Annotated in this window: 14 protein-coding genes; 9 read left to right on the top strand and 5 right to left on the bottom strand. The window is 37.9% G+C overall.

What is annotated here, in order from left to right:
- Window positions 1-43 precede the first annotated feature (43 nt).
- The 3 genes from ABXZ32_RS07935 to ABXZ32_RS07925 all read left to right on the top strand — a co-directional run bounded on the left by ABXZ32_RS07935 (window position 44) and on the right by ABXZ32_RS07925 (window position 4,696).
- The gene (locus ABXZ32_RS07935; RefSeq protein WP_354618140.1) at window positions 44-2,182 is read left to right on the top strand and encodes a S9 family peptidase; all 2,139 of its coding nucleotides are present in this window, start codon (window positions 44-46) and stop codon (window positions 2,180-2,182) included.
- A gap of 85 nt (window positions 2,183-2,267) precedes the next feature.
- Window positions 2,268-3,308 carry a PLP-dependent cysteine synthase family protein gene (locus ABXZ32_RS07930; protein WP_354618139.1) on the top strand — a complete coding sequence of 347 codons (1,041 nt, stop codon included), beginning with the start codon at window positions 2,268-2,270 and terminating at the stop codon, window positions 3,306-3,308.
- Between the two features lie 128 nt (window positions 3,309-3,436).
- Window positions 3,437-4,696, top strand: a complete 1,260-nt coding sequence (locus tag ABXZ32_RS07925; protein WP_354618138.1) for an aminotransferase class I/II-fold pyridoxal phosphate-dependent enzyme — start codon at window positions 3,437-3,439, stop codon at window positions 4,694-4,696.
- A gap of 72 nt (window positions 4,697-4,768) precedes the next feature.
- Here ABXZ32_RS07925 and ABXZ32_RS07920 read toward each other — a convergent pair whose 3' ends face one another.
- Both ABXZ32_RS07920 and ABXZ32_RS07915 read right to left on the bottom strand, forming a co-directional pair.
- Window positions 4,769-5,890, bottom strand: coding sequence for a GTP cyclohydrolase (locus ABXZ32_RS07920; RefSeq protein WP_354618137.1), 1,122 nt, complete (start codon window positions 5,888-5,890; stop codon window positions 4,769-4,771).
- 108 nt (window positions 5,891-5,998) lie between these two features.
- Window positions 5,999-6,922, bottom strand: coding sequence for a transporter (locus tag ABXZ32_RS07915; protein ID WP_354618136.1), 924 nt, complete (start codon window positions 6,920-6,922; stop codon window positions 5,999-6,001).
- A gap of 158 nt (window positions 6,923-7,080) precedes the next feature.
- Here ABXZ32_RS07915 and ABXZ32_RS07910 point away from each other — a divergent pair, with 158 nt between their 5' ends.
- Genes ABXZ32_RS07910 through ABXZ32_RS07895 form a run of 4 tightly spaced genes read left to right on the top strand, consistent with a single transcriptional unit; the run spans window position 7,081 to window position 12,532 of the window.
- On the top strand, window positions 7,081-7,344 hold the full coding sequence (locus ABXZ32_RS07910) for a DUF4834 family protein (protein WP_354618135.1): 264 nt from the start codon (window positions 7,081-7,083) through the stop codon (window positions 7,342-7,344).
- Window positions 7,345-7,365: 21 nt separating this feature from the next.
- A complete protein-coding gene (locus ABXZ32_RS07905) occupies window positions 7,366-9,801 on the top strand; it encodes a YfhO family protein (RefSeq protein ID WP_354618134.1) in 2,436 nt (811 codons plus the stop codon).
- On the top strand, window positions 9,801-11,072 hold the full coding sequence (locus tag ABXZ32_RS07900) for a glycosyltransferase family 4 protein (RefSeq protein WP_354618133.1): 1,272 nt from the start codon (window positions 9,801-9,803) through the stop codon (window positions 11,070-11,072). Before ABXZ32_RS07905 ends, ABXZ32_RS07900 begins: the two co-directional genes overlap by 1 nt.
- Window positions 11,072-12,532, top strand: a complete 1,461-nt coding sequence (locus tag ABXZ32_RS07895) for an oligosaccharide flippase family protein (protein WP_354618132.1) — start codon at window positions 11,072-11,074, stop codon at window positions 12,530-12,532. The genes ABXZ32_RS07900 and ABXZ32_RS07895 overlap by 1 nt, the downstream gene beginning before the upstream one ends.
- Window positions 12,533-12,625: 93 nt before the next feature.
- Here the strand turns inward: ABXZ32_RS07895 and ABXZ32_RS07890 are convergent, their stop codons facing one another.
- Both ABXZ32_RS07890 and uvrA read right to left on the bottom strand, forming a co-directional pair.
- Window positions 12,626-13,924, bottom strand: a complete 1,299-nt coding sequence (locus tag ABXZ32_RS07890) for a hypothetical protein (protein ID WP_354618131.1) — start codon at window positions 13,922-13,924, stop codon at window positions 12,626-12,628.
- A gap of 126 nt (window positions 13,925-14,050) precedes the next feature.
- Window positions 14,051-16,828 (bottom strand): excinuclease ABC subunit UvrA, encoded by a 2,778-nt coding sequence (gene uvrA, locus ABXZ32_RS07885; protein WP_354618130.1) that lies wholly within the window; start codon window positions 16,826-16,828, stop codon window positions 14,051-14,053.
- A 247-nt stretch (window positions 16,829-17,075) separates the two neighbouring features.
- Here uvrA and ABXZ32_RS07880 point away from each other — a divergent pair, with 247 nt between their 5' ends.
- Complete coding sequence (locus ABXZ32_RS07880) at window positions 17,076-17,657, top strand: RNA polymerase sigma factor (RefSeq protein ID WP_062054374.1); 582 nt, start codon at window positions 17,076-17,078, stop codon at window positions 17,655-17,657.
- A gap of 252 nt (window positions 17,658-17,909) precedes the next feature.
- On the opposite strand, the gene ABXZ32_RS07875 is transcribed toward ABXZ32_RS07880, so the two are convergent.
- Window positions 17,910-18,572 carry an endonuclease III domain-containing protein gene (locus ABXZ32_RS07875; protein ID WP_354618129.1) on the bottom strand — a complete coding sequence of 221 codons (663 nt, stop codon included), beginning with the start codon at window positions 18,570-18,572 and terminating at the stop codon, window positions 17,910-17,912.
- A gap of 53 nt (window positions 18,573-18,625) precedes the next feature.
- Between ABXZ32_RS07875 and bcp the strand changes: the two genes are divergently transcribed.
- Window positions 18,626-19,078, top strand: coding sequence for a thioredoxin-dependent thiol peroxidase (gene bcp / locus ABXZ32_RS07870; protein ID WP_354618128.1), 453 nt, complete (start codon window positions 18,626-18,628; stop codon window positions 19,076-19,078).
- Window position 19,079 lies beyond the last annotated feature (1 nt).

Genomic DNA, 19,079 nt, shown 5'->3' with positions numbered 1-19,079 from the left:
TCGAATTCAAAATTACTAAATTGTTCGGACAAACATGATTTTTATGAGACTCTTGGAAAAAAAGGAATTAGTTTTTTTATTAAGTCTTAGCTTTGCAGCTTCTTGTCAAAATAACAGAAAAGAAATGGTAGATATAAAAGCACCAAACGCAAAGAAAATACCAACGGAACTAGTAAAACACGGTGATGTTAGAATAGACAACTATTATTGGTTGAACGATAGAGAGAATCCTGAGGTTATAGCTTATCTAGAGCAGGAAAATGCGTATTATAATGAACATACCGCCCATACAAAAGAATTTCAAACCACTCTTTTTGAGGAAATGAAATCCCGTATAAAAGAGGATGATTCTTCTGTGCCATATAAGCAAAATGGTTACTGGTATTTTACAAGATATGAAACGGCAAGGGACTATCCCATTTATTCCAGGCGCAAAGGAAAAGAGGATGCCCCTGAGGAGATTATATTTGACTGTAACCTTCTTGCGGAAGGACATGAATATTTTAATTTAGGGGGATTGGCCATTAGTACCGATAATAATTTGGCGGCCTTTGGCGTGGACACCTTTTCCAGAAGGCAATATCAATTAAGGATAAAAAACTTGAAAACAGGGGAAATTTATCCCGATAAAATTGAAAATACAACTGGAGGGGCTGTTTGGGCCAATGATAATAAGACCTTATTTTATGCCAAGAAGGATCCGGTTACCCTTCGATCAGATAAAATTTATAGGCATGTGCTTGGGACCCCTACAGAAAGTGATGTTTTGGTGTTTCATGAAGCGGACGAAACTTTCAATACCTACGTTTACAAATCCAAATCCAAGAAATATATTATCATAGGGTCATCGAGTACACTTACTTCCGAATACCGGTTTCTGAAGGCTGATGACCCGACTGCAAAATTTAAGGTATTCTCCCCAAGGAAAAGGGGTTTGGAGTATTCCATTGCCCATTATGAAGACTATTTTTACGTAATGACCAATAAAGATGGTGCCACCAATTTTAAATTGATGAAAGTGGAGGAGGAGAACACCTTATCCAAAAATTGGAAGGAGTTTATTCCTCATAGGGATCATGTACTACTGGAAGATGTGGATATATTTAAGGACTACTACGTTTTATCGGAACGTGAAAATGGGCTCAATAATCTTAAGATTACCAGATGGGACAATAATGAAAGCTACTATTTGCCTTTTGATAACGAAACCTATACGGCTTATGTGAGTACAAATCCAGATTTTGATACGGAAGTTTTAAGATACGGGTACAACGCACTTACCACTCCTAGTTCTATCATTGATTTTAATATGAGGACAAAGGAGAAGGTGGTCAAAAAAGAACAGGAAGTTCTTGGAGGGAAGTTCAATAAGGAGAATTATAGGTCCAAAAGAGTATGGGCCACTGCCCAGGATGGGGTTAAAATTCCTATTTCCATGGTATATCATAAAGATACCAAGTTGGATGGTACCAGTCCGTTGTTACAATATGCCTATGCCTCCTATGGTTATACGTTGGATCCCTATTTTTCCACGGTTCGCTTGAGTCTTTTGGATAGGGGCTTTATTTATTGCATTGTACATGCTAGGGGAGGGGAATACCTCGGCAGAAAATGGTACGAGGATGGCAAACTGCTCAAAAAGAAAAATACGTTCACGGATTTTATCGATGCCTCCAAATTTCTGATAGATAATAAATTTACCAGTAAGGATCACCTTTATGCCGAAGGAGGATCTGCAGGGGGGTTACTAATGGGTGCAATTGCAAACATGGCACCGGAACTATACAATGGCATCATTGCGGCTGTACCATTTGTGGATGTGGTCACAACGATGCTGGATGAATCCATACCTTTAACTACCGGAGAGTATGATGAGTGGGGTAATCCTAATGAAAAGGAATTTTATGACTACATAAAATCATATTCCCCTTATGATAATGTAACCACCCATGATTATCCCAATATGTATGTAATTACAGGGTTGCATGATTCCCAAGTGCAATATTGGGAGCCAGCTAAGTGGGTTGCCAAGCTTAGAACACATAAAACTGACACTAATATTTTATTGTTCAATATCAACATGGATGCAGGTCATGGTGGGGCTTCCGGTAGGTTTGAGTCTCTTAAAGAGGTAGCCAAGGAATACACCTTTTTATTAGATTTAGAGGGTAAAATCGATTAATTTGAAAAAAATAATTAATTTTGCGGTTGGAACTTTATTAATCTTACAATCAATAGACTAATAGATTCTAACTTAGATGACCTTTATGGAAAATAAGATAAACGCTTACAACAACGTCCTAGAACTCATAGGAAACACCCCTCTAGTCAAATTAAATAAAATTGCATCAGGTCTTACAGGCAACTTCTACGCGAAGGTAGAAGCCTTTAATCCCGGGCATTCTTCAAAGGACAGAATTGCTGCCTATATTATAGAAGAAGCTGAAAGAAAGGGTATCCTTACCAAGGACAGTACCATTATTGAGACAACATCAGGAAATACAGGTTTTAGTATTGCTATGGTGAGCATCATTAAAGGTTATGAGTGTATTCTTGCCGTTAGCTCTAAATCCTCAAAGGACAAAATAGACATGCTTCGTTCCATGGGAGCCAAGGTGTATGTATGTCCGGCCCATGTTAGTGCAGATGACCCAAGATCGTATTATGAAGTTGCAAAAAGACTTCACAATGAGGTAAAAGGTTCTATCTATATCAACCAGTATTTCAATGAATTAAATGCTGAGGCCCACTACCGTAGTACTGGTCCGGAAATTTGGAACCAGACCAACGGCAACATTACCCATTTAGTGGCTTGTAGTGGAACTGGTGGAACTATCTCCGGGACCGCACGCTTTTTAAAAGAGAAAAATCCAAATATTAAAATAATAGGTGTTGATGCCTTTGGTTCTGTATTAAAAAAATACCATGAGACCAGAGAATTTGACTCCAATGAAATATACCCTTACAGAATTGAAGGTTTGGGTAAAAATTTAATTCCTTCTTCCACCAACTTCGATGTAATAGATGAATTCATCAAGGTCACCGATGAGGAAAGTGCTCATACTGCCAGGGAGATTTCAAGAACTGAAGGGATGTTCGTAGGGTACACTAGCGGAGCCGTAATGCAAGCCGTTAAGCAGTTGGATGAAAATGGGGAATTTGGAAAGGATAGCAATGTTGTTGTTATATTTCCAGATCACGGTTCAAGGTACATGAGTAAGATTTATAGTGACCAATGGATGGAGGATCAAGGATTCTTTGATACAAAACATGAATCCGAGCCCCAAGAAATACAATACGTAAAATAAGGAGCCTTATGAAGGTTATATTAAAAGCAATGACTGCACAAGTCATTGCTTTTTTGTTGATACCTGAAAATAATTTATGAAACCTTGTTAAAAATCTATACTTTTGCCATCTAAACTAAGCAGTCTAAATGAGAGACTTATTTGATAGAATAATTGAGAATAAGGGACCACTAGGTAAGTGGGCTTCCCAAGCAGAGGGATATTTTGTGTTTCCAAAATTGGAAGGACCTATCTCCAATAGAATGAAATTTCAAGGTAAAGAAGTAATTACCTGGAGTATCAATGATTACTTAGGCCTCGCCAATTTACCCGAAATAAAAAAGGTAGATGGAGATGCAGCAGCTGAATACGGTGCTGCCTTCCCAATGGGGGCAAGGATGATGAGTGGTCATACTGATTTTCATGAGCAATTGGAGGCCGAACTGGCCGCATTTGTGAATAAGGAATCGGCATATCTATTGAACTTTGGTTATCAGGGGATTTTGTCCACCATTGACGCTTTGGTTTCCAAAGACGATATTATTGTATATGATGTTGATGCCCACGCCTGTATTATTGATGGGGTGAGGTTGCACATGGGTAAACGTTTTACGTTTAAGCACAATGACATCGATAGTCTTGAGAAGAACTTGGAACGCGCCACAAAAATGGCAGAACAGACTGGGGGAGGTATTTTAGTGATCTCTGAAGGTGTTTTCGGTATGCGCGGGGAACAAGGAAAACTGAAAGAGATTGTAGCCCTTAAGGAAAAATTCAACTTCAGATTTTTAGTGGACGATGCCCACGGATTTGGAACTTTGGGTGAAACTGGCGCTGGTGCTGGTGAAGAGCAGGGGATTCAGGATGGTATCGATGTATACTTCGCCACTTTTGCTAAATCCATGGCAGGTATTGGAGCTTTCTTGGCTGCAGATAAGGAAATTATTGATTATTTAAAATATAATCTTCGTTCACAGATGTTCGCAAAATCATTGCCGATGATCTATGTGAAGGGAGCTTTGAAACGTTTGGATATGTTGCGTACTATGCCACAGCTTAAAGCTAAGCTTTGGGAAAATGTTGATGCACTTCAAAACGGTTTAAAAGAAAGAGGTTTTGATATTGGGACCACAACTAGTTGTGTGACGCCAGTTTATCTGAACGGTAGTATTCCTGAGGCTATGGCCTTGGTAAAAGACCTTAGGGAAAACTATGGTATTTTCTGTTCAATAGTAGTATATCCGGTAATTCCTAAAGGGTTAATTCTTTTAAGAATGATTCCAACGGCAACACACACCATGGACGATATCAATGAAACTTTAGAGGCATTTTCAGCTATCCGTGAGCGATTGGAAAATGGAACTTATAAGAGATTATCAGCAGCAGTTGCAGCAGCAATGGGCGAATAGTTGACAACCTTAAATTGTAATATAAAAAAATCCCATATTCAAGAATATGGGATTTTTTATTTGTTATGCTTTTTACTTTAGGTTCTTCCTGAAAGTTTTGCGTCGTTTATAAATTTTTGGATCAAAGTGTTTCCAAAGTTGACGGATGGCCACATTATCTTCCAATTCAGGGGTCCTGTAACAATATTCAATTCCCTTTTTGGAGAAGGTTTTGTGATATTCGCTGAATATTACTGCGGTTACCCCCTTGTTTTGATATTCCGGGTCTACCCCAATCAAGTAAAAAATTACGTCCTTACTCTGTTTTTTAGCCTTGAGTAAATGGTAGATCCCAAATGGGAAAAGTTTTCCATTGGCTTTCTGTAGGGCCTCGGAGAAAGACGGCATCACAATTCCGAACGCAATGAGCTTATCATCCTTGTCCACAACAAATTTGATGTACTCAGGATTGATAAAACTGATGTATTTCTTTTTGAAATATTCTTTCTGAATATCCGTAATGGGCACAAAAGAAGAAAGTTTGGCATAGCTCTCATTGAAGAGATCAAACATCTTGTCGGCCATGGGCATTACGTCCTTGGTCTTGGTAAAATTGATCGCCTTTACCCCGTATCTACGTTTGACCAATTCATTGGCCTTTTCAAAAAATATAGGGTCGGCATTGGAAAACGGGAATTTGTTTTCGGCATATTCCTTTTCCTTTACAAAACCAAAATGTTCAAAGTGCGATACATAATATGGGTGATTGTACCAGGTAATCATGGTGCCTATATGATCAAAACCTTCGGTCAAAACTCCTACCTTATCCATATTGGAGAATCCAACAGGGCCTTCCATATATTCCAACTGATGCTGCTTGCCTATTTCAGCAACCTTGTCCAATAAAGCACCAGAAACCTCAAAATCGTCAATGAAATCGAACCATCCAAAGCGCATTTTGCTAACTTTTTGTTGGTTGACCTCTATTCTATTGATTATTGCGGCAACCCGTCCAACGATTTGGTCACCTTTGTAGGCCAAAAAGAACCATGCGTCAGCATCTTTGAACACCGGGTTTTTACTTTTATCGAAAGATGCTAATTCATCATTTATAATAGGAGGTACCCAATATGGTGAATCTTTATAAAGGGTAAAAGGAAAGGTAACAAACTTCTTTAAATCAGTTTTAGAGATAGCTTCTTTTATCGTGATCATCGTATATGTTTTCTATCGTCAATATTAGTAATATTAATCAATAGAATAAAATACCACTCCAATAATTGCTGTTAATTGATGATCTACCTAATTTTTTGTCTTCTTCACTTAGAAGTCAATCTCATCATTCTTCTTTTTATTCTTCTTTTTGGATTTTTTCATACTGCTGGAATTGATCTTTCCATTCTCTCCATCCTTTTGGTCTTCTATGGGCATCAGCTCGTCTTTATGCATATCCAATCGGTATGAAAAACCTATGGTCCCAAATTGTTTGGATGGGGTATCTTTAAAGTTGGTGGCAATATTGAGATCTGCTTGAAAATTCTCGTTGAATAGATAGGCAACACCAGTTCTTACAATAGCATCGGCGTAGCGATCACTTTTGATCCCTTGGTGTTCAAGAAACACACTCCATTTAGGATTCCCCAAGGCATGTGAAACAGAAACGATATAACTCATTTCTGGAAAATCAGTTCCAATTCTGTCATACGCTATATTCGAAATAAGAACGAATCTAGAGGATAACCTACTCTGGGTAGCTAGCATGACACGCGGAGAAACTATTGGATCCCCTGAATAAAAGGGATTTTCTCCCAAAACAAAATTGGCTCCTGCATAGACTGAAATGGCCGGAATCAAATTTTTCAATTTAAAACCATGATTCGCCTTCCAACTGTAAAGGTTAGGTTTATTGTTCTCTGGATTTTTAAAGGGATCGTACAGTAAATATTTTAACCCCAATCTATTTCTGGTAAAATCCGTTCTTGTGGCCTCAAGGTCCTGTTGGGTGTAAATGATATCTTCTTTAACGTATGAACCTTCGTAGGAAATTTCCAATTGCTCAAAAAACAGACCATATCTCAGGGCTATATCACCTCCTAAAAAGTCAGATTCGGTGAACATTCTAACATGCTCGTCCTTTTCCATGGTAACGCCCATTTCTGCTTGTACCACATTTTTTCCAACTGCATAAGCACTCACGGTTTGTCCTGGTCTATTGGAATTAATAACATCCGTATACTGGGAATTCATGGATAAGGGTACTAAAAAAAGAAATGTCAGGACTACTATTAGGGGATATCTCATTGCGAAGGGGTTACTTAAAGGCATGTTTTTATTATTATTTTATGACTTTTAAACTATTTATACAACGCTAGAATTGTATTTTTGATATAAATTTTTGAATTAATATGGGTTTGTTAAGAACGGTATTAATCATTCTGTTAGTATATTTTTTCATTAAAATATTAGCTAAATGGTTTGGTCCGAAAATATTACGATACGCTGCAAAAAAAACGGAGCAGCATTTTAAGGAAAAGTTTGGTGGATTTCCCAACCAACCTTCCCCTAATGAAGAGAAAGCGGGAGAAGTAATCATAGAGAAAAAAAAGGGCACAACCTCAAAATCCTCCAATAAAGTTGGGGAATACATAGATTTTGAGGAAATTGATTAATTAAAACCACAACCACCAAACATGAAAATCGGCATTAAAGCGCTTTTTGTACATTTCTTTGTTCTTGTTCTTTTTATAATTGCTTCTTTAGCATATTTCCACCCGGTATTACAGGGGAAGAAAATTTTTCAATCCGATATTGCCCAGTATACTGGAATGGCCAAGGAACAGGCCGATTTCAGGAATACCAATGGGAAAGAGCCCTATTGGACCAATAGTGCCTTTGGAGGGATGCCCACGTACCAATTAGGAGCCAACTATCCGCACAATTATGTAAAGCAATTAGACCGGCTCATCCGGTTTTTACCTAGACCTGCCGATTACCTATTCTTATATTTCATTGGTTTCTATATCCTTTTGTGTTGTATGAAGGTGGATTACAGACTGGCAGTCATAGGGGCATTGGCCTTCGGGTTTTCTACTTACCTAATCATTATATTAGGAGTTGGCCACAATGCCAAAGCACACGCTATTGGCTACTTGCCACTTATTCTCGCGGGAATTGTCCTGACCTTCAGGAAAAAATATATTTGGGGATTCATCCTTACAGCTTTGGCAATGGCCCTTGAAATAAGCGCCAATCACTATCAAATGACCTATTATTTTATGTTATTGGTACTGGTCGTGGGAATTGCATATTTAATTGATGCCATCATAAACAAGACTCTAAAAAATTTCTTTATTTCAGTGGGAATTTTAGTTGGTGCTGTATTCTTGGGGATTCTTGTGAATGCCACTAGCCTAATGGCTACCAAGGAGTACGCTGATTGGAGTACCAGGGGGAAAACAGAACTGACCATTAACCCTGATGGATCTCCAAAGGCAAGTACCAGTGGATTGGATAAGGAGTATATCACCCAATACAGTTACGGTATCGCAGAATCTATGAATTTATTTGTTCCCAGGCTGTTCGGGGGATCAAATAGTGAAAATCTGGGGACGGAATCCAATGCCTATACCTATTTAACCAATCAAGGTCTTTCTAGATCCAAAGCCTTGGAATTTACAAGCGGACTACCCTTATACTGGGGAGACCAACCTATTGTAGCTGCTCCGGCATATATTGGGGCCATTGTATTCTTCCTGTTTATATTAGGGATTATTTTGGTTAAGGGAAGAGTCAAATGGTGGCTCGTTGGAGGAACCATTATGGCGCTATTACTTTCATGGGGCAAGAACTTTGGTCTGTTGACCGACTTTATGATTGAGTTTTTTCCTTTGTACGATAAGTTCAGGGCCGTATCGTCCATACAGGTGATCCTGGAATTATGTGCGCCAATCATGGCAATAATGGCCTTGGTGGAATTATTTAAACCTTCCCTGGAGAAGTCCAGAAAATTAAATGCGCTAAAGATTTCGGTTTTGGTTGTTTTAGGCTTTGTGATTCTACTTTTCCTTTTAAAGGGCACGTTCGATTTTGTGGGACAAAGTGATGATACTTACAGGAAATATTTCGGAGATGAAATAATGACCATGATTCAGTTGGATAGGGAATCTGTTTATATCAGTGACCTAATCCGGTCTTTGGTGTATGTTCTTTTGGCTGCCGTAGCAATTTGGCTCTACATCAAGGAGCGAATTAAAGAAAATATATTGACGCTGGCCTTGGGATTATTATTGTTATTTGACCTCGTAGGAATTGGTCTTCGATATGTAAACGAGGATGATTTTGTTCGTGCAAGACAAATGGAGGAGCCTTTTCAGGAAACTGCAATGGATAAGCAGATAGCCAAAGACCCTGGAGTTTTTAGGGTATATGACCCGTCTGAAGGTTTAAATGGAGCCAGAACATCCTATTTCCATCAATCTATTGGAGGTTATCATGCCGCAAAACCAGCAGCTTTGCAGGATTTGTTCGATTTTCACGTGTATATGAACAATATGCGCGTTTTGAATATGCTCAACGTGAAATACGTGGTACAGCAAGACGAAGAGGGGAGAGACTATCCGGCATTGAATCCTTATGCCAACGGAAATGCATGGTTTGTAAATACCTTGCTTCCCGTGAAAAATGCCAATCAGGAAATTCAAGCTCTGGACAGTCTGGATGTTATGAATGAAGCGGTCATTAATACCAATGACTTTCCAAATATCACACCCCTTTCCTTTCAAAAGGATTCCACGGCGACAATTAAGCTTACTAATTATAGTCCCAATCACTTGACCTATAGGTCTATAAATGGACAAGAGGCAGTGGCCGTTTTTTCCGAGATGTATTATGCCAATGGATGGAATGCCTATATAGACGGGATAAAAATCCCCCATTTTAAAGTGAACTATATCCTTAGGGCCATGAAGGTACCTGCCGGGAACCATAAAATAGAATTTAAATTTGAACCAGAGGTGATTGAAACCGGTGGAACCATTACCCTGGCCAGCACGTTGCTATTAGGTCTTTTTATCCTAGGTGGTATCGGTTTTTCTTTAAGGAATTTCCGTAAAAAGGAAGAATCGTAATGAAAAAGGCCCTCATCATCACTTATTATTGGCCTCCTGCTGGGGGGCCCGGGGTACAGCGATGGTTGAAATTCGTAAAATATCTAAGGGATTTTGAGGTGGAACCGGTTGTATATGTTCCTGAAAATCCTGAATACCCTCTTACAGATAGTACTTTTGAAAATGAGATTCCGGAAGGGATTAAAATTTACAAACAGAAAATATTTGAGCCCTACCAATTGGCCAGTATTTTTTCCAAAAAGAAAACAAAAAGAATCAGCTCAGGGATTATCCAGACAAAAGATCAGTCACTTTTAGAAAAAGTACTGTTATGGATCCGTGGAAATCTTTTTATCCCTGATGCAAGGAAATTTTGGGTAAAGCCATCCGTAAGGTATTTACAGCAGGTAATAGATGAGGAGGGTATAGAAACGATTATTACCACAGGGCCTCCACATAGTGTACACCTTATTGGATTGGAACTCAAGGCAATTAATAGTATACAATGGATAGCCGATTTTAGGGACCCTTGGACTTCCATTGGTTATCATAAGAAATTAAAACTTACCAAAAGATCACAAAAGAGTCACCTTCAATTGGAATCTGAAGTGCTGAACCAGGCAGATTCAATAATCGTAACCAGTAACACCACCAAAAAAGAATTTTCTAATATTACGGACCAACCTATAACGGTTATTACAAATGGGTTTGATACCCTTAAGGTTTCTTCCCAAAAATTGGACGATGCATTCACCATTTCACATATTGGGTCCTTGTTATCTGGTAGAAATCCAATAGTATTATGGCAGGCTTTAAAGGAACTTACAGAGGAGAATTCTGATTTTAAGAAAAACTTGGAACTTCAATTGATTGGGGTAGTTAGTAAAGATGTATTAGAATCTATCCAAGGTCACGGATTGGAACCATACGTCCGCCTGGAGGGCTATGTTTCGCATGAAAAAGCAATTGAAAGGCAACAAAGCTCTCAGATATTATTATTGGTAGAAATAGATAGCGAAGAAACAAAGGGAATTATCCCAGGAAAATTCTTTGAATATATTGCTGCGGATCGCCCAATTTTAGGAGTGGGTCCAGAAGGATGGGAAGTAGCCCAAATGATTGCAGAAACCCATACTGGAAGCGCATTTAACTATATGGAGGCTCAGGCAATGAAAGCACAGCTGTTAGAATGGTTCATTTCATATCAAAAGAAAGAACTTTACGTTAAGAGTAGGCATATAGAACAATTCAGTAGGAGGGAACTTACAAGGAAATTAGCACAGTTGATCTAATGGGGATAATATTTAAGCAATCTTTTAAAAATACCCTGGTAACCTACTTTGGGTTCGGCATTGGTGCTATCAATACCCTCTTTCTCTATACCCGCTTTCTTACCGATGAATATTATGGATTGGTAGGCGTTATTTTATCCACCTCGGCTATATTGATGCCCTTGTTGGCCTTTGGGGTACCAAATACCTTGGTAAAATATTACAGTGCTTTTGAGGATAAAAACAGTGCCGATGGTTTCCTTACTTTAATGCTGATCCTTCCTCTGTTTCTAATAATTCCTGCTACGGCCATTACGTATTTTGGCTATATTAGGATCGGGGACTTTTTATCGCAGGAGAACCCTATCGTGAAAGGTTATGTTTGGTACATATTTTTGATTGGGTTTGCCATGGCCTATTTTGAGGTGTTCTATTCTTGGGCAAGAATTAGGATGAAATCTGTTTTTGGTAATTTTATGAAGGAGGTCTTTGCCAGGATAGGAGTTACCATTTTATTGTTCTTGGTGTATTATGACTTCATTTCAATTGATGTATTTTTAAAGGCAATGGTAGGGGTCTATTTAATGCGCACCATTTTAATGAAAATTTATGCCTATCAATTAAGGATGCCCAGGCTGAATTTTTCATTTCCCAAAAGTACACCCAGTATACTCAATTATAGTACTCTCATTATTTTAGGAGGTTCTGCCTCTGTCATTTTGTTGGAAGTGGATCGTTTTATGATCAACCAGTTTATACAAATTGAAAATGTTGCCTATTACAGTGTGGCCATATTTATAGCAACAGTCATCGCAGTACCAGCAAGATCCATGCACCAGATAGCCTATCCTTTAACTGCTGAATTATTGAACAATAAGGATACATTAGGCATGAAAAAGCTATATGAAAAGAGTTCCTTGACCTTGTTTATAGTTTCGGGATTATTGTTTGTGCTGATCATATTGAACCTTAATGACCTTTATTATTTATTACCTGAAGCCTATAGAGGCGGATTTGTCGTGGTCCTATTAATTGGTTTGGCTAAAGTATACGACGCGTTAATGGGAAATAACAATGCCATCTTATACAACTCCGATTTCTATAGGGCCGTATTGGTCATGGGCGTGCTGTTGGCAGTAGGTACCATATTATTAAATCTATGGCTCATTCCAAAATACGGTATTAATGGCGCTGCATTTGCCACATTTACTGCGATTTTCATATACAACACCATAAAATTGGTTTATGTCAAGATGAAATTTGGAATACAGCCCTTTACGGTGGAAACCTTAAAAGTTCTGGCGCTGTTATTAGTCATCATCGTTTTGTTTATCTCCTTACAATTTGCTTTTCATCCTGTGGTAAATATCCTTATGAAAGGCAGCTTGATTACCTTATTCTACATTGGGGTACTTTATCGGTTCAGAATATCAGAGGATGTGTTTGGACTTCTTTCCAAATACCTCAAGAGAAAAGGATAAGGAAAAGATGGGTTTACCGAAAATAAAAACCCCCGCATCAATTAATTGACGCGGGGGTTAAACAACTAACTAACCAACCTAAAAACTATATTTTTAATAATCTCTTGAGCTTCTTCCTCTAGAGCTTGAAGCACTACTTCTTCTAGTACTGGTAGCTGCCTTGCTCACACGACTTGGAGTGGAGGTCCTGGAAGACACCTTTGCACTTTTAGAATTTCTAGAACCATTAGACTTTGAAGAAACCGATTTTTGGGTTCTTGTCGTTACCGTCCTACCAGAACTTCTACCTTCCGGTTTTTTGTAGGATTTACTGGTTCTTGTCGCTGTAGTACTCCTAGGAGTCCTTGAAACTTCTTTTTTTGTTACTGTTCTGTTTACTGTAGGCCTCGACGTTCTGTTTTCTCCTACGTTTCGGTCAGTACTTCTTTTAGAATCATAGTTGGACCTATCTGTTCTTTTAGAATTTCCATTTCTGGAATTGTCAACACTCCTTTTTGAATCATAGTTGTCCCTAACCGATCTGTTCGACTTATCGTTTCTGGAATAGTCCGTGTTCCTTTTAGAATCATAGTTAGATCTATCATTTCTGTTAGATTTCCCATTTCTTGAATAGTCTACACTTCTACTTTCAGTTCTTTTAATAACATTACCTGACGTTCTGTATCCATTATCTCTTCTGGAATTATTATCCCTTGCAACAACACGTCTGTCATTTCTATACACGTCTGACCTTCTATAATGGTCTTTTTTGTATTTATGCTCACGACCAAATTTGGCATAGGATTTTCTATAGTTGTTATAGTAAGGTCTATAATATGTATATCTAACAGGTTCGTAATACCTTCTATAAGGCCTATTGTATACAAGACATAATCCTACTGCAGGTCTTGCAAAATAGTTGTGAAAGGGTCTGTAAACATAATATCTATTATAAACATTGATGTACCCAGTATGGTGACTGAATGCCCCATTTCTATTATAGTACACATATAGTCCACCTAATCTATTAACTCTACCTCTATTGTAAGAGATATCTACGTTGCCCACTTGGGTAACCCGACCGTAATAATCATAATATATTGGAATATTCTCTACTTGTATTACTGCACCATAATCGTCATATTGTACATATGGGTTATAGTCGTATCCAGAGTTATAAGTGATATTAACATTTCTAAAGTTTACATTGGCGTTTACTCCAGCTCTATCATCTATATAGAAATCGAATTCTCCGTCTGGATATACTGAAAACGTAATGCCATCTTCAACAAAAATAAATGAGTTGTTGTAATTATAAGCATTGCGTAGTGCAACCTTATCTTCTACCGTAACAGCCATGGCGCTGGAAGCACCAAAGATCATCGCTGTAAAAAGGAGTATTAAGTTTTTCATGATATAAGGTTTTAAAGTTCAGAATGTAACTATTTACATTTGATTACCTTATTTCAAAGAGCGTGCCAAAAAATGTCAAATACATTTAAGTATCTGATAATCAATTATATAAAAATATATTAAGGTCTAAATTTTTTCTTTTAGGTAATGTGCGGTAAATGATTTTTTATTTTTAGCAACTTCTTCTGGGGTTCCCTGAGCCATTAATTGCCCCCCATTTTCCCCTCCTTCCGGACCTAGATCGATGATATAATCGGCACATTTGATTAGATCTATATTGTGCTCAATGACGACTATAGAGTGACCTTTCGAAATTAGTGCGTCAAAGGATTTCATTAGTTTTTTAATATCGTGGAAGTGAAGTCCAGTTGTAGGTTCATCAAAAATAAAGAGTGCCTTTTCCTTGTTGCTACCTTTTACTAAAAAAGATGCGAGTTTAATCCGTTGTGCTTCTCCTCCAGATAGGGTAGAGGAGGACTGACCAAGGGTTACATACCCCAAACCTACATCCTGTAAAGGTTTTAGCTTGCCTTTTATTTTGGTTTGCTGGTGCTTATTAAAAAATTCAATGGCATCATCAATGGTCATGTTCAGAACATCGTCAATATTGATATCCTCAAATTTCACTTCAAGAATTTCTTTTTTAAACCTCTTACCGTTACATGCGTCGCATTCTAGATGGACATCGGCCATAAATTGCATTTCTACCGTGATCTCTCCCTCTCCTTTACATTTTTCACAACGGCCACCATCTACGTTAAAAGAGAAGTGCTTGGCCTGGTATCCTCTTAATTTGCTCAGCTTTTGATTGGCAAATAAATTACGTATATCATCATAGGCCTTTATATAGGTTACAGGGTTGGATCTCGAAGATCGCCCAATGGGGTTCTGGTCTACAAACTCAACATGTTTAATAGTGGAAAAGTTCCCTTCTACCTCAGAATACTGCCCGGCCTTCTGTCCATAGCCCCCGACTTCCTTTAATATTATAGGATATAATAAGTTTTTCACCAATGTGCTTTTCCCACTACCGGACACACCCGTAATAACTGTAAGTACTTCTAATGGGAAGGTTACATCTATATTTTTTAGATTGTTTTCCCTAGCTCCACTAATATGAATATGATTTTTATATTGTCTTCTTTGCTTGGGAACCTCAATAGCCATGGTTCCATTGAGATATTTAGCGGTTAAAGATGTGGAGTTCAAAATATCCTGCATTGTACCATGGGCCACTACATGTCCGCCATGGGTACCTGCTTCCGGCCCAATATCTATGACTTCATCTGCGGCCTTCATTATATCTTCATCGTGTTCCACCACAATAACCGTGTTTCCAAGATCCCGTAACGATTTTAAAACATCAATTAAGTTCTCGGTATCCTTGGGATGTAATCCAATACTCGGTTCATCCAATATATACATGGACCCAACCAGGCTACTCCCCAAGGAAGTCGCCAAATTGATACGTTGGCTTTCCCCACCCGATAAGCTGTTAGATTTTCTGTTTAAGGTAAGATAGGTTAAACCCACCTTGTTCAGAAATCCCAACCTACTCTTTATTTCAACCAAAAGGCGGGATGCTATTTGTTCATCATGCTTGCTCAAGGAAAACTCATCGAAGAACTTGATAAGTTTGGCAATTGGCAATTCTACCAGTTCAGAAATTGATTTTCCGGAGACCTTTACGTAATCGGTCTCCTTCCTTAATCTGTTCCCTTTACAGACATTACATTTGGTTTTGCCCCTATATCTGGACAGCATAACCCTATTTTGGATTTTATAACTCTTTTCTTCCAAGGTCTGGAAGAACTTGTCAATACCTATAAAATGAGAATTTCCGTTCCACACCAATTGTTTTTGTTCCTCACTTAATTGGAACCAAGGCTTGTGGATGGGAAAATCGAACTTATATGACGCATTCACCAACTGGTCCCTATACCAGCCCATACTTTCCCCACGCCAAGGGAAAATTGCATTTTCGTAGACCGATAAGGAGGTGTTCGGGATTACCAAATCCTCGTCGATTCCTATAACGTCTCCATAACCCTCACATTTCGCACATGCTCCATAGGGATTGTTAAAACTGAAAAGGTGCACGTTAGGTTCAAGGAACTGCATACCGTCCAATTCAAATTTATTACTAAAATGAATTTGTTCGCCACTTTCCAACTCTTCAATTATACAATCTCCCTTCCCTTCAAAAAAGGCAGTATCAATTGCATTTGCCAATCTATTATAAAAGTCTTCATCATCCTTGGTGATGATTCGATCCACAACGAGATCAAACGTCCTGTCTATTTCTGTAATGGTATCATCTATGCGAATTACCTCTCCTTTATATTTAATTCTGGCGTATCCTTGTTTGGAAAATAGCTGTAATGATTTTATAGGATCTCTGTCGGCTTTAATTTGGATGGGAGCAAGAAGCAGTAACTTTTTTCCCTCTTCATAGTTTTTAATGTGGTCCACTACATTGGCAACCGTATGTTTTTTAACCTCCAAGCCAGAAATTGGAGAAATGGTTTTTCCAATTCGGGCAAAGAGTAATTTCAGGTAATCATATATTTCGGTGGTGGTTCCTACCGTGGATCTGGGATTTGTGGAATTAACTTTTTGTTCAATAGCAATTGCAGGCGCTATTCCTTTTATATAGTCTACCTTTGGCTTGTCTAATTTCCCCAAAAATTGTCTTGCGTAGGATGAAAGGGATTCCACATAGCGACGTTGTCCCTCCGCATAAAGGGTATCAAAAGCCAAGCTGGATTTCCCGGAACCGGATAAACCGGTAATAACCACAAGCTTGTTTCGGGGAATTACAACGTCTATATTTTTTAAGTTGTGCAATTTGGCACCCTTTATAATAATATTGTGCTTTGGATTGACATCTAATATCGTGGACATATGCTTATTTAAGGGTGCAAAGATACGATATGTCCAATTTAATAACTACAAACCTTACTTTAACATCACTAATTGGGCAGATCACAACAATGTTTTTTTATAAGCTCTTCTTTTTTATATATTTGAAGTGTAATTAATAACTATATAGGCCTATACAGAAAAATTACTTTTTAGAATTTACCTAAATAACTAGAAGTCCTTTCCGAAAGGGGAGGCCCCTAATTTTAACCAAAAAAAAGTAATTTGTATGGAACTACAGATTGATGACTCAGTATTAGTAAGGGATTATATTGCCGGAAATGAAAGGGCTTTAGAAATCTTAATCAACAGACACAACCAAAGAATCACCAGCTTCATTTACTCAAAAGTATTGGACAGGGATGTAACAGAGGATATCTTCCAAGATACCTTTATCAAAGTGATCAAAACCTTAAAAAAAGGATCCTATAGTGAAGAGGGGAAATTTTTACCCTGGGTAATGCGCATATCGCACAACCTTATTATAGATCATTTTAGAAAGAACAAAAGAATGCCAAAGTTCGAAGGTAGCGATGACTTTAATATTTTCTCTGTAATTGGTGATGATAAGTTAAATGCTGAAAAACAAATTATAAAAGACCAGATAGATAGTGATTTACGAATCCTTATCGATGAGCTTCCGGACGATCAGAAAGAAGTACTTCTAATGCGTATCTATAAGGATATGAGTTTTAAGGAGATATCTGAAAACACAGGAGTAAGCATAAACACTGCACTAGGAAGAATGCGCTATGCTTTGATCAACATGAGAAAGATCATAAACAAACATAATATCGTTTTAACGAATTAATATGCAATAGGTCGTATTGTACAATATTTCCATTTAAGTGGCGTTATCTTAACATAACTAAGCTATTAAATATGGAAAGAATTTACTCTACAAAACGAAACACGTGCAAATTAGCTAAAGCATGTCCAGAAACTATTCAGTTTTTGATGAATTATTCTAGGTCGTTACAGATCGTGGAATATAAAAGTATGCAGTTCGAAAATAATTTGAACTAACATCAACTAGTTCCGAAAAATATAAAAAGACCTATTATTAGGTCTTTTTTTTGTTGGCGTAATAGCTATTCAATATAGTTTTCCTCCCAATGGTCCTTGTAATGATATCTTTTTCCAAGTTCCATCCCCTGGCAGGAGAATATTCGCGACCATACCATATGATCTGAAGATGTAGATCGTTCCATAATTCTTTTGGAAACAATCTTTTAGCATCCTTTTCGGTCTGTACCACATTTTTTCCATTGGTAAAACCCCAACGATACATTAATCTATGAATATGGGTATCTACCGGAAATGCTGGTATCCCAAATGCTTGTGCTACCACAACACTTGCCGTTTTGTGACCTACACCAGGAAATTCTTCCAATAAAGTGATATCCCTGGGAACTTCACCATTGTATTTTTTAATTAATATTTCGGATAAGCCGTGAATTCCCTTCGATTTCATTGGAGAAAGTCCGACTGGACGTATAATATCCCTGATTTCCTCAACACTTAACTTTACCATATCATAGGGATTATCTGCCTTGGCGAATAATAAGGGCGTAATTTGGTTGACACGGACATCCGTACTTTGTGCGGACATTAGTACAGCAATTAATAGGGTATAGGGATCTTTATGTTCCAACGGAACGGGAATTGTAGGATATAATTCCTGAAGCGTACGGATAGTGAAGTCTACCTTTTCGGCTTTCGTCATTTTTGTTTAATTTTACAATAGAAATATCAAACACGAATTTAAATAAAAAAACTATGAACACACTGAAAGAAGGTGATAAAGTACCGGCATTTACTTCAAAAGATCAAGATGGAAATTCTATTTCTTTATCAGACTATGCTGGTAAGAAATTGATCGTATTTTTTTACCCAAGGGCCAATACGCCTGGTTGTACGGCAGAAGCCTGTAATCTTAGGGACAATTATGTCGAACTTCAAAAACAGGGGTATGAACTACTTGGGGTCAGTGAGGATACCCAATCCAAACAATTAAATTTTAAGAACAAATACGAATTTCCTTTTCCGCTCCTGGCAGATGAAGATCATACCGTTATCAATACATTTGGGGTTTGGGGACCAAAAAAATTCATGGGCAAGGAATATGATGGCATCCATAGGAAAACCTTTATCATTAATGAAAAGGGCATACTTACCAAGGTTATAGATAAAGTAAAGACCAAAGATCACGCTGCACAAATCTTGGAATAGC

Origin of the sequence: Sediminicola luteus, assembly GCF_040566555.1 — a bacterium.
GTDB lineage: Bacteria > Bacteroidota > Bacteroidia > Flavobacteriales > Flavobacteriaceae > Sediminicola.
This window is presented reverse-complemented; position numbering and strand designations above follow the sequence as displayed.

Bases quoted from the DNA above. Each gene is read 5' to 3' on its own strand.
- ABXZ32_RS07935 (WP_354618140.1), top strand. From the start codon at position 44: ATGAGACTCTTGGAAAAAAAGGAATTAGTTTTTTTATTAAGTCTTAGC.
- ABXZ32_RS07930 (WP_354618139.1), top strand. From the start codon at position 2,268: ATGGAAAATAAGATAAACGCTTACAACAACGTCCTAGAACTCATAGGA.
- ABXZ32_RS07925 (WP_354618138.1), top strand. From the start codon at position 3,437: ATGAGAGACTTATTTGATAGAATAATTGAGAATAAGGGACCACTAGGT.
- ABXZ32_RS07920 (WP_354618137.1), bottom strand. From the start codon at position 5,890: ATGATCACGATAAAAGAAGCTATCTCTAAAACTGATTTAAAGAAGTTT.
- ABXZ32_RS07915 (WP_354618136.1), bottom strand. From the start codon at position 6,922: ATGAATTCCCAGTATACGGATGTTATTAATTCCAATAGACCAGGACAA.
- ABXZ32_RS07910 (WP_354618135.1), top strand. From the start codon at position 7,081: ATGGGTTTGTTAAGAACGGTATTAATCATTCTGTTAGTATATTTTTTC.
- ABXZ32_RS07905 (WP_354618134.1), top strand. From the start codon at position 7,366: ATGAAAATCGGCATTAAAGCGCTTTTTGTACATTTCTTTGTTCTTGTT.
- ABXZ32_RS07900 (WP_354618133.1), top strand. From the start codon at position 9,801: ATGAAAAAGGCCCTCATCATCACTTATTATTGGCCTCCTGCTGGGGGG.
- ABXZ32_RS07895 (WP_354618132.1), top strand. From the start codon at position 11,072: ATGGGGATAATATTTAAGCAATCTTTTAAAAATACCCTGGTAACCTAC.
- ABXZ32_RS07890 (WP_354618131.1), bottom strand. From the start codon at position 13,924: ATGAAAAACTTAATACTCCTTTTTACAGCGATGATCTTTGGTGCTTCC.
- uvrA (WP_354618130.1), bottom strand. From the start codon at position 16,828: ATGTCCACGATATTAGATGTCAATCCAAAGCACAATATTATTATAAAG.
- ABXZ32_RS07880 (WP_062054374.1), top strand. From the start codon at position 17,076: ATGGAACTACAGATTGATGACTCAGTATTAGTAAGGGATTATATTGCC.
- ABXZ32_RS07875 (WP_354618129.1), bottom strand. From the start codon at position 18,572: ATGACGAAAGCCGAAAAGGTAGACTTCACTATCCGTACGCTTCAGGAA.
- bcp (WP_354618128.1), top strand. From the start codon at position 18,626: ATGAACACACTGAAAGAAGGTGATAAAGTACCGGCATTTACTTCAAAA.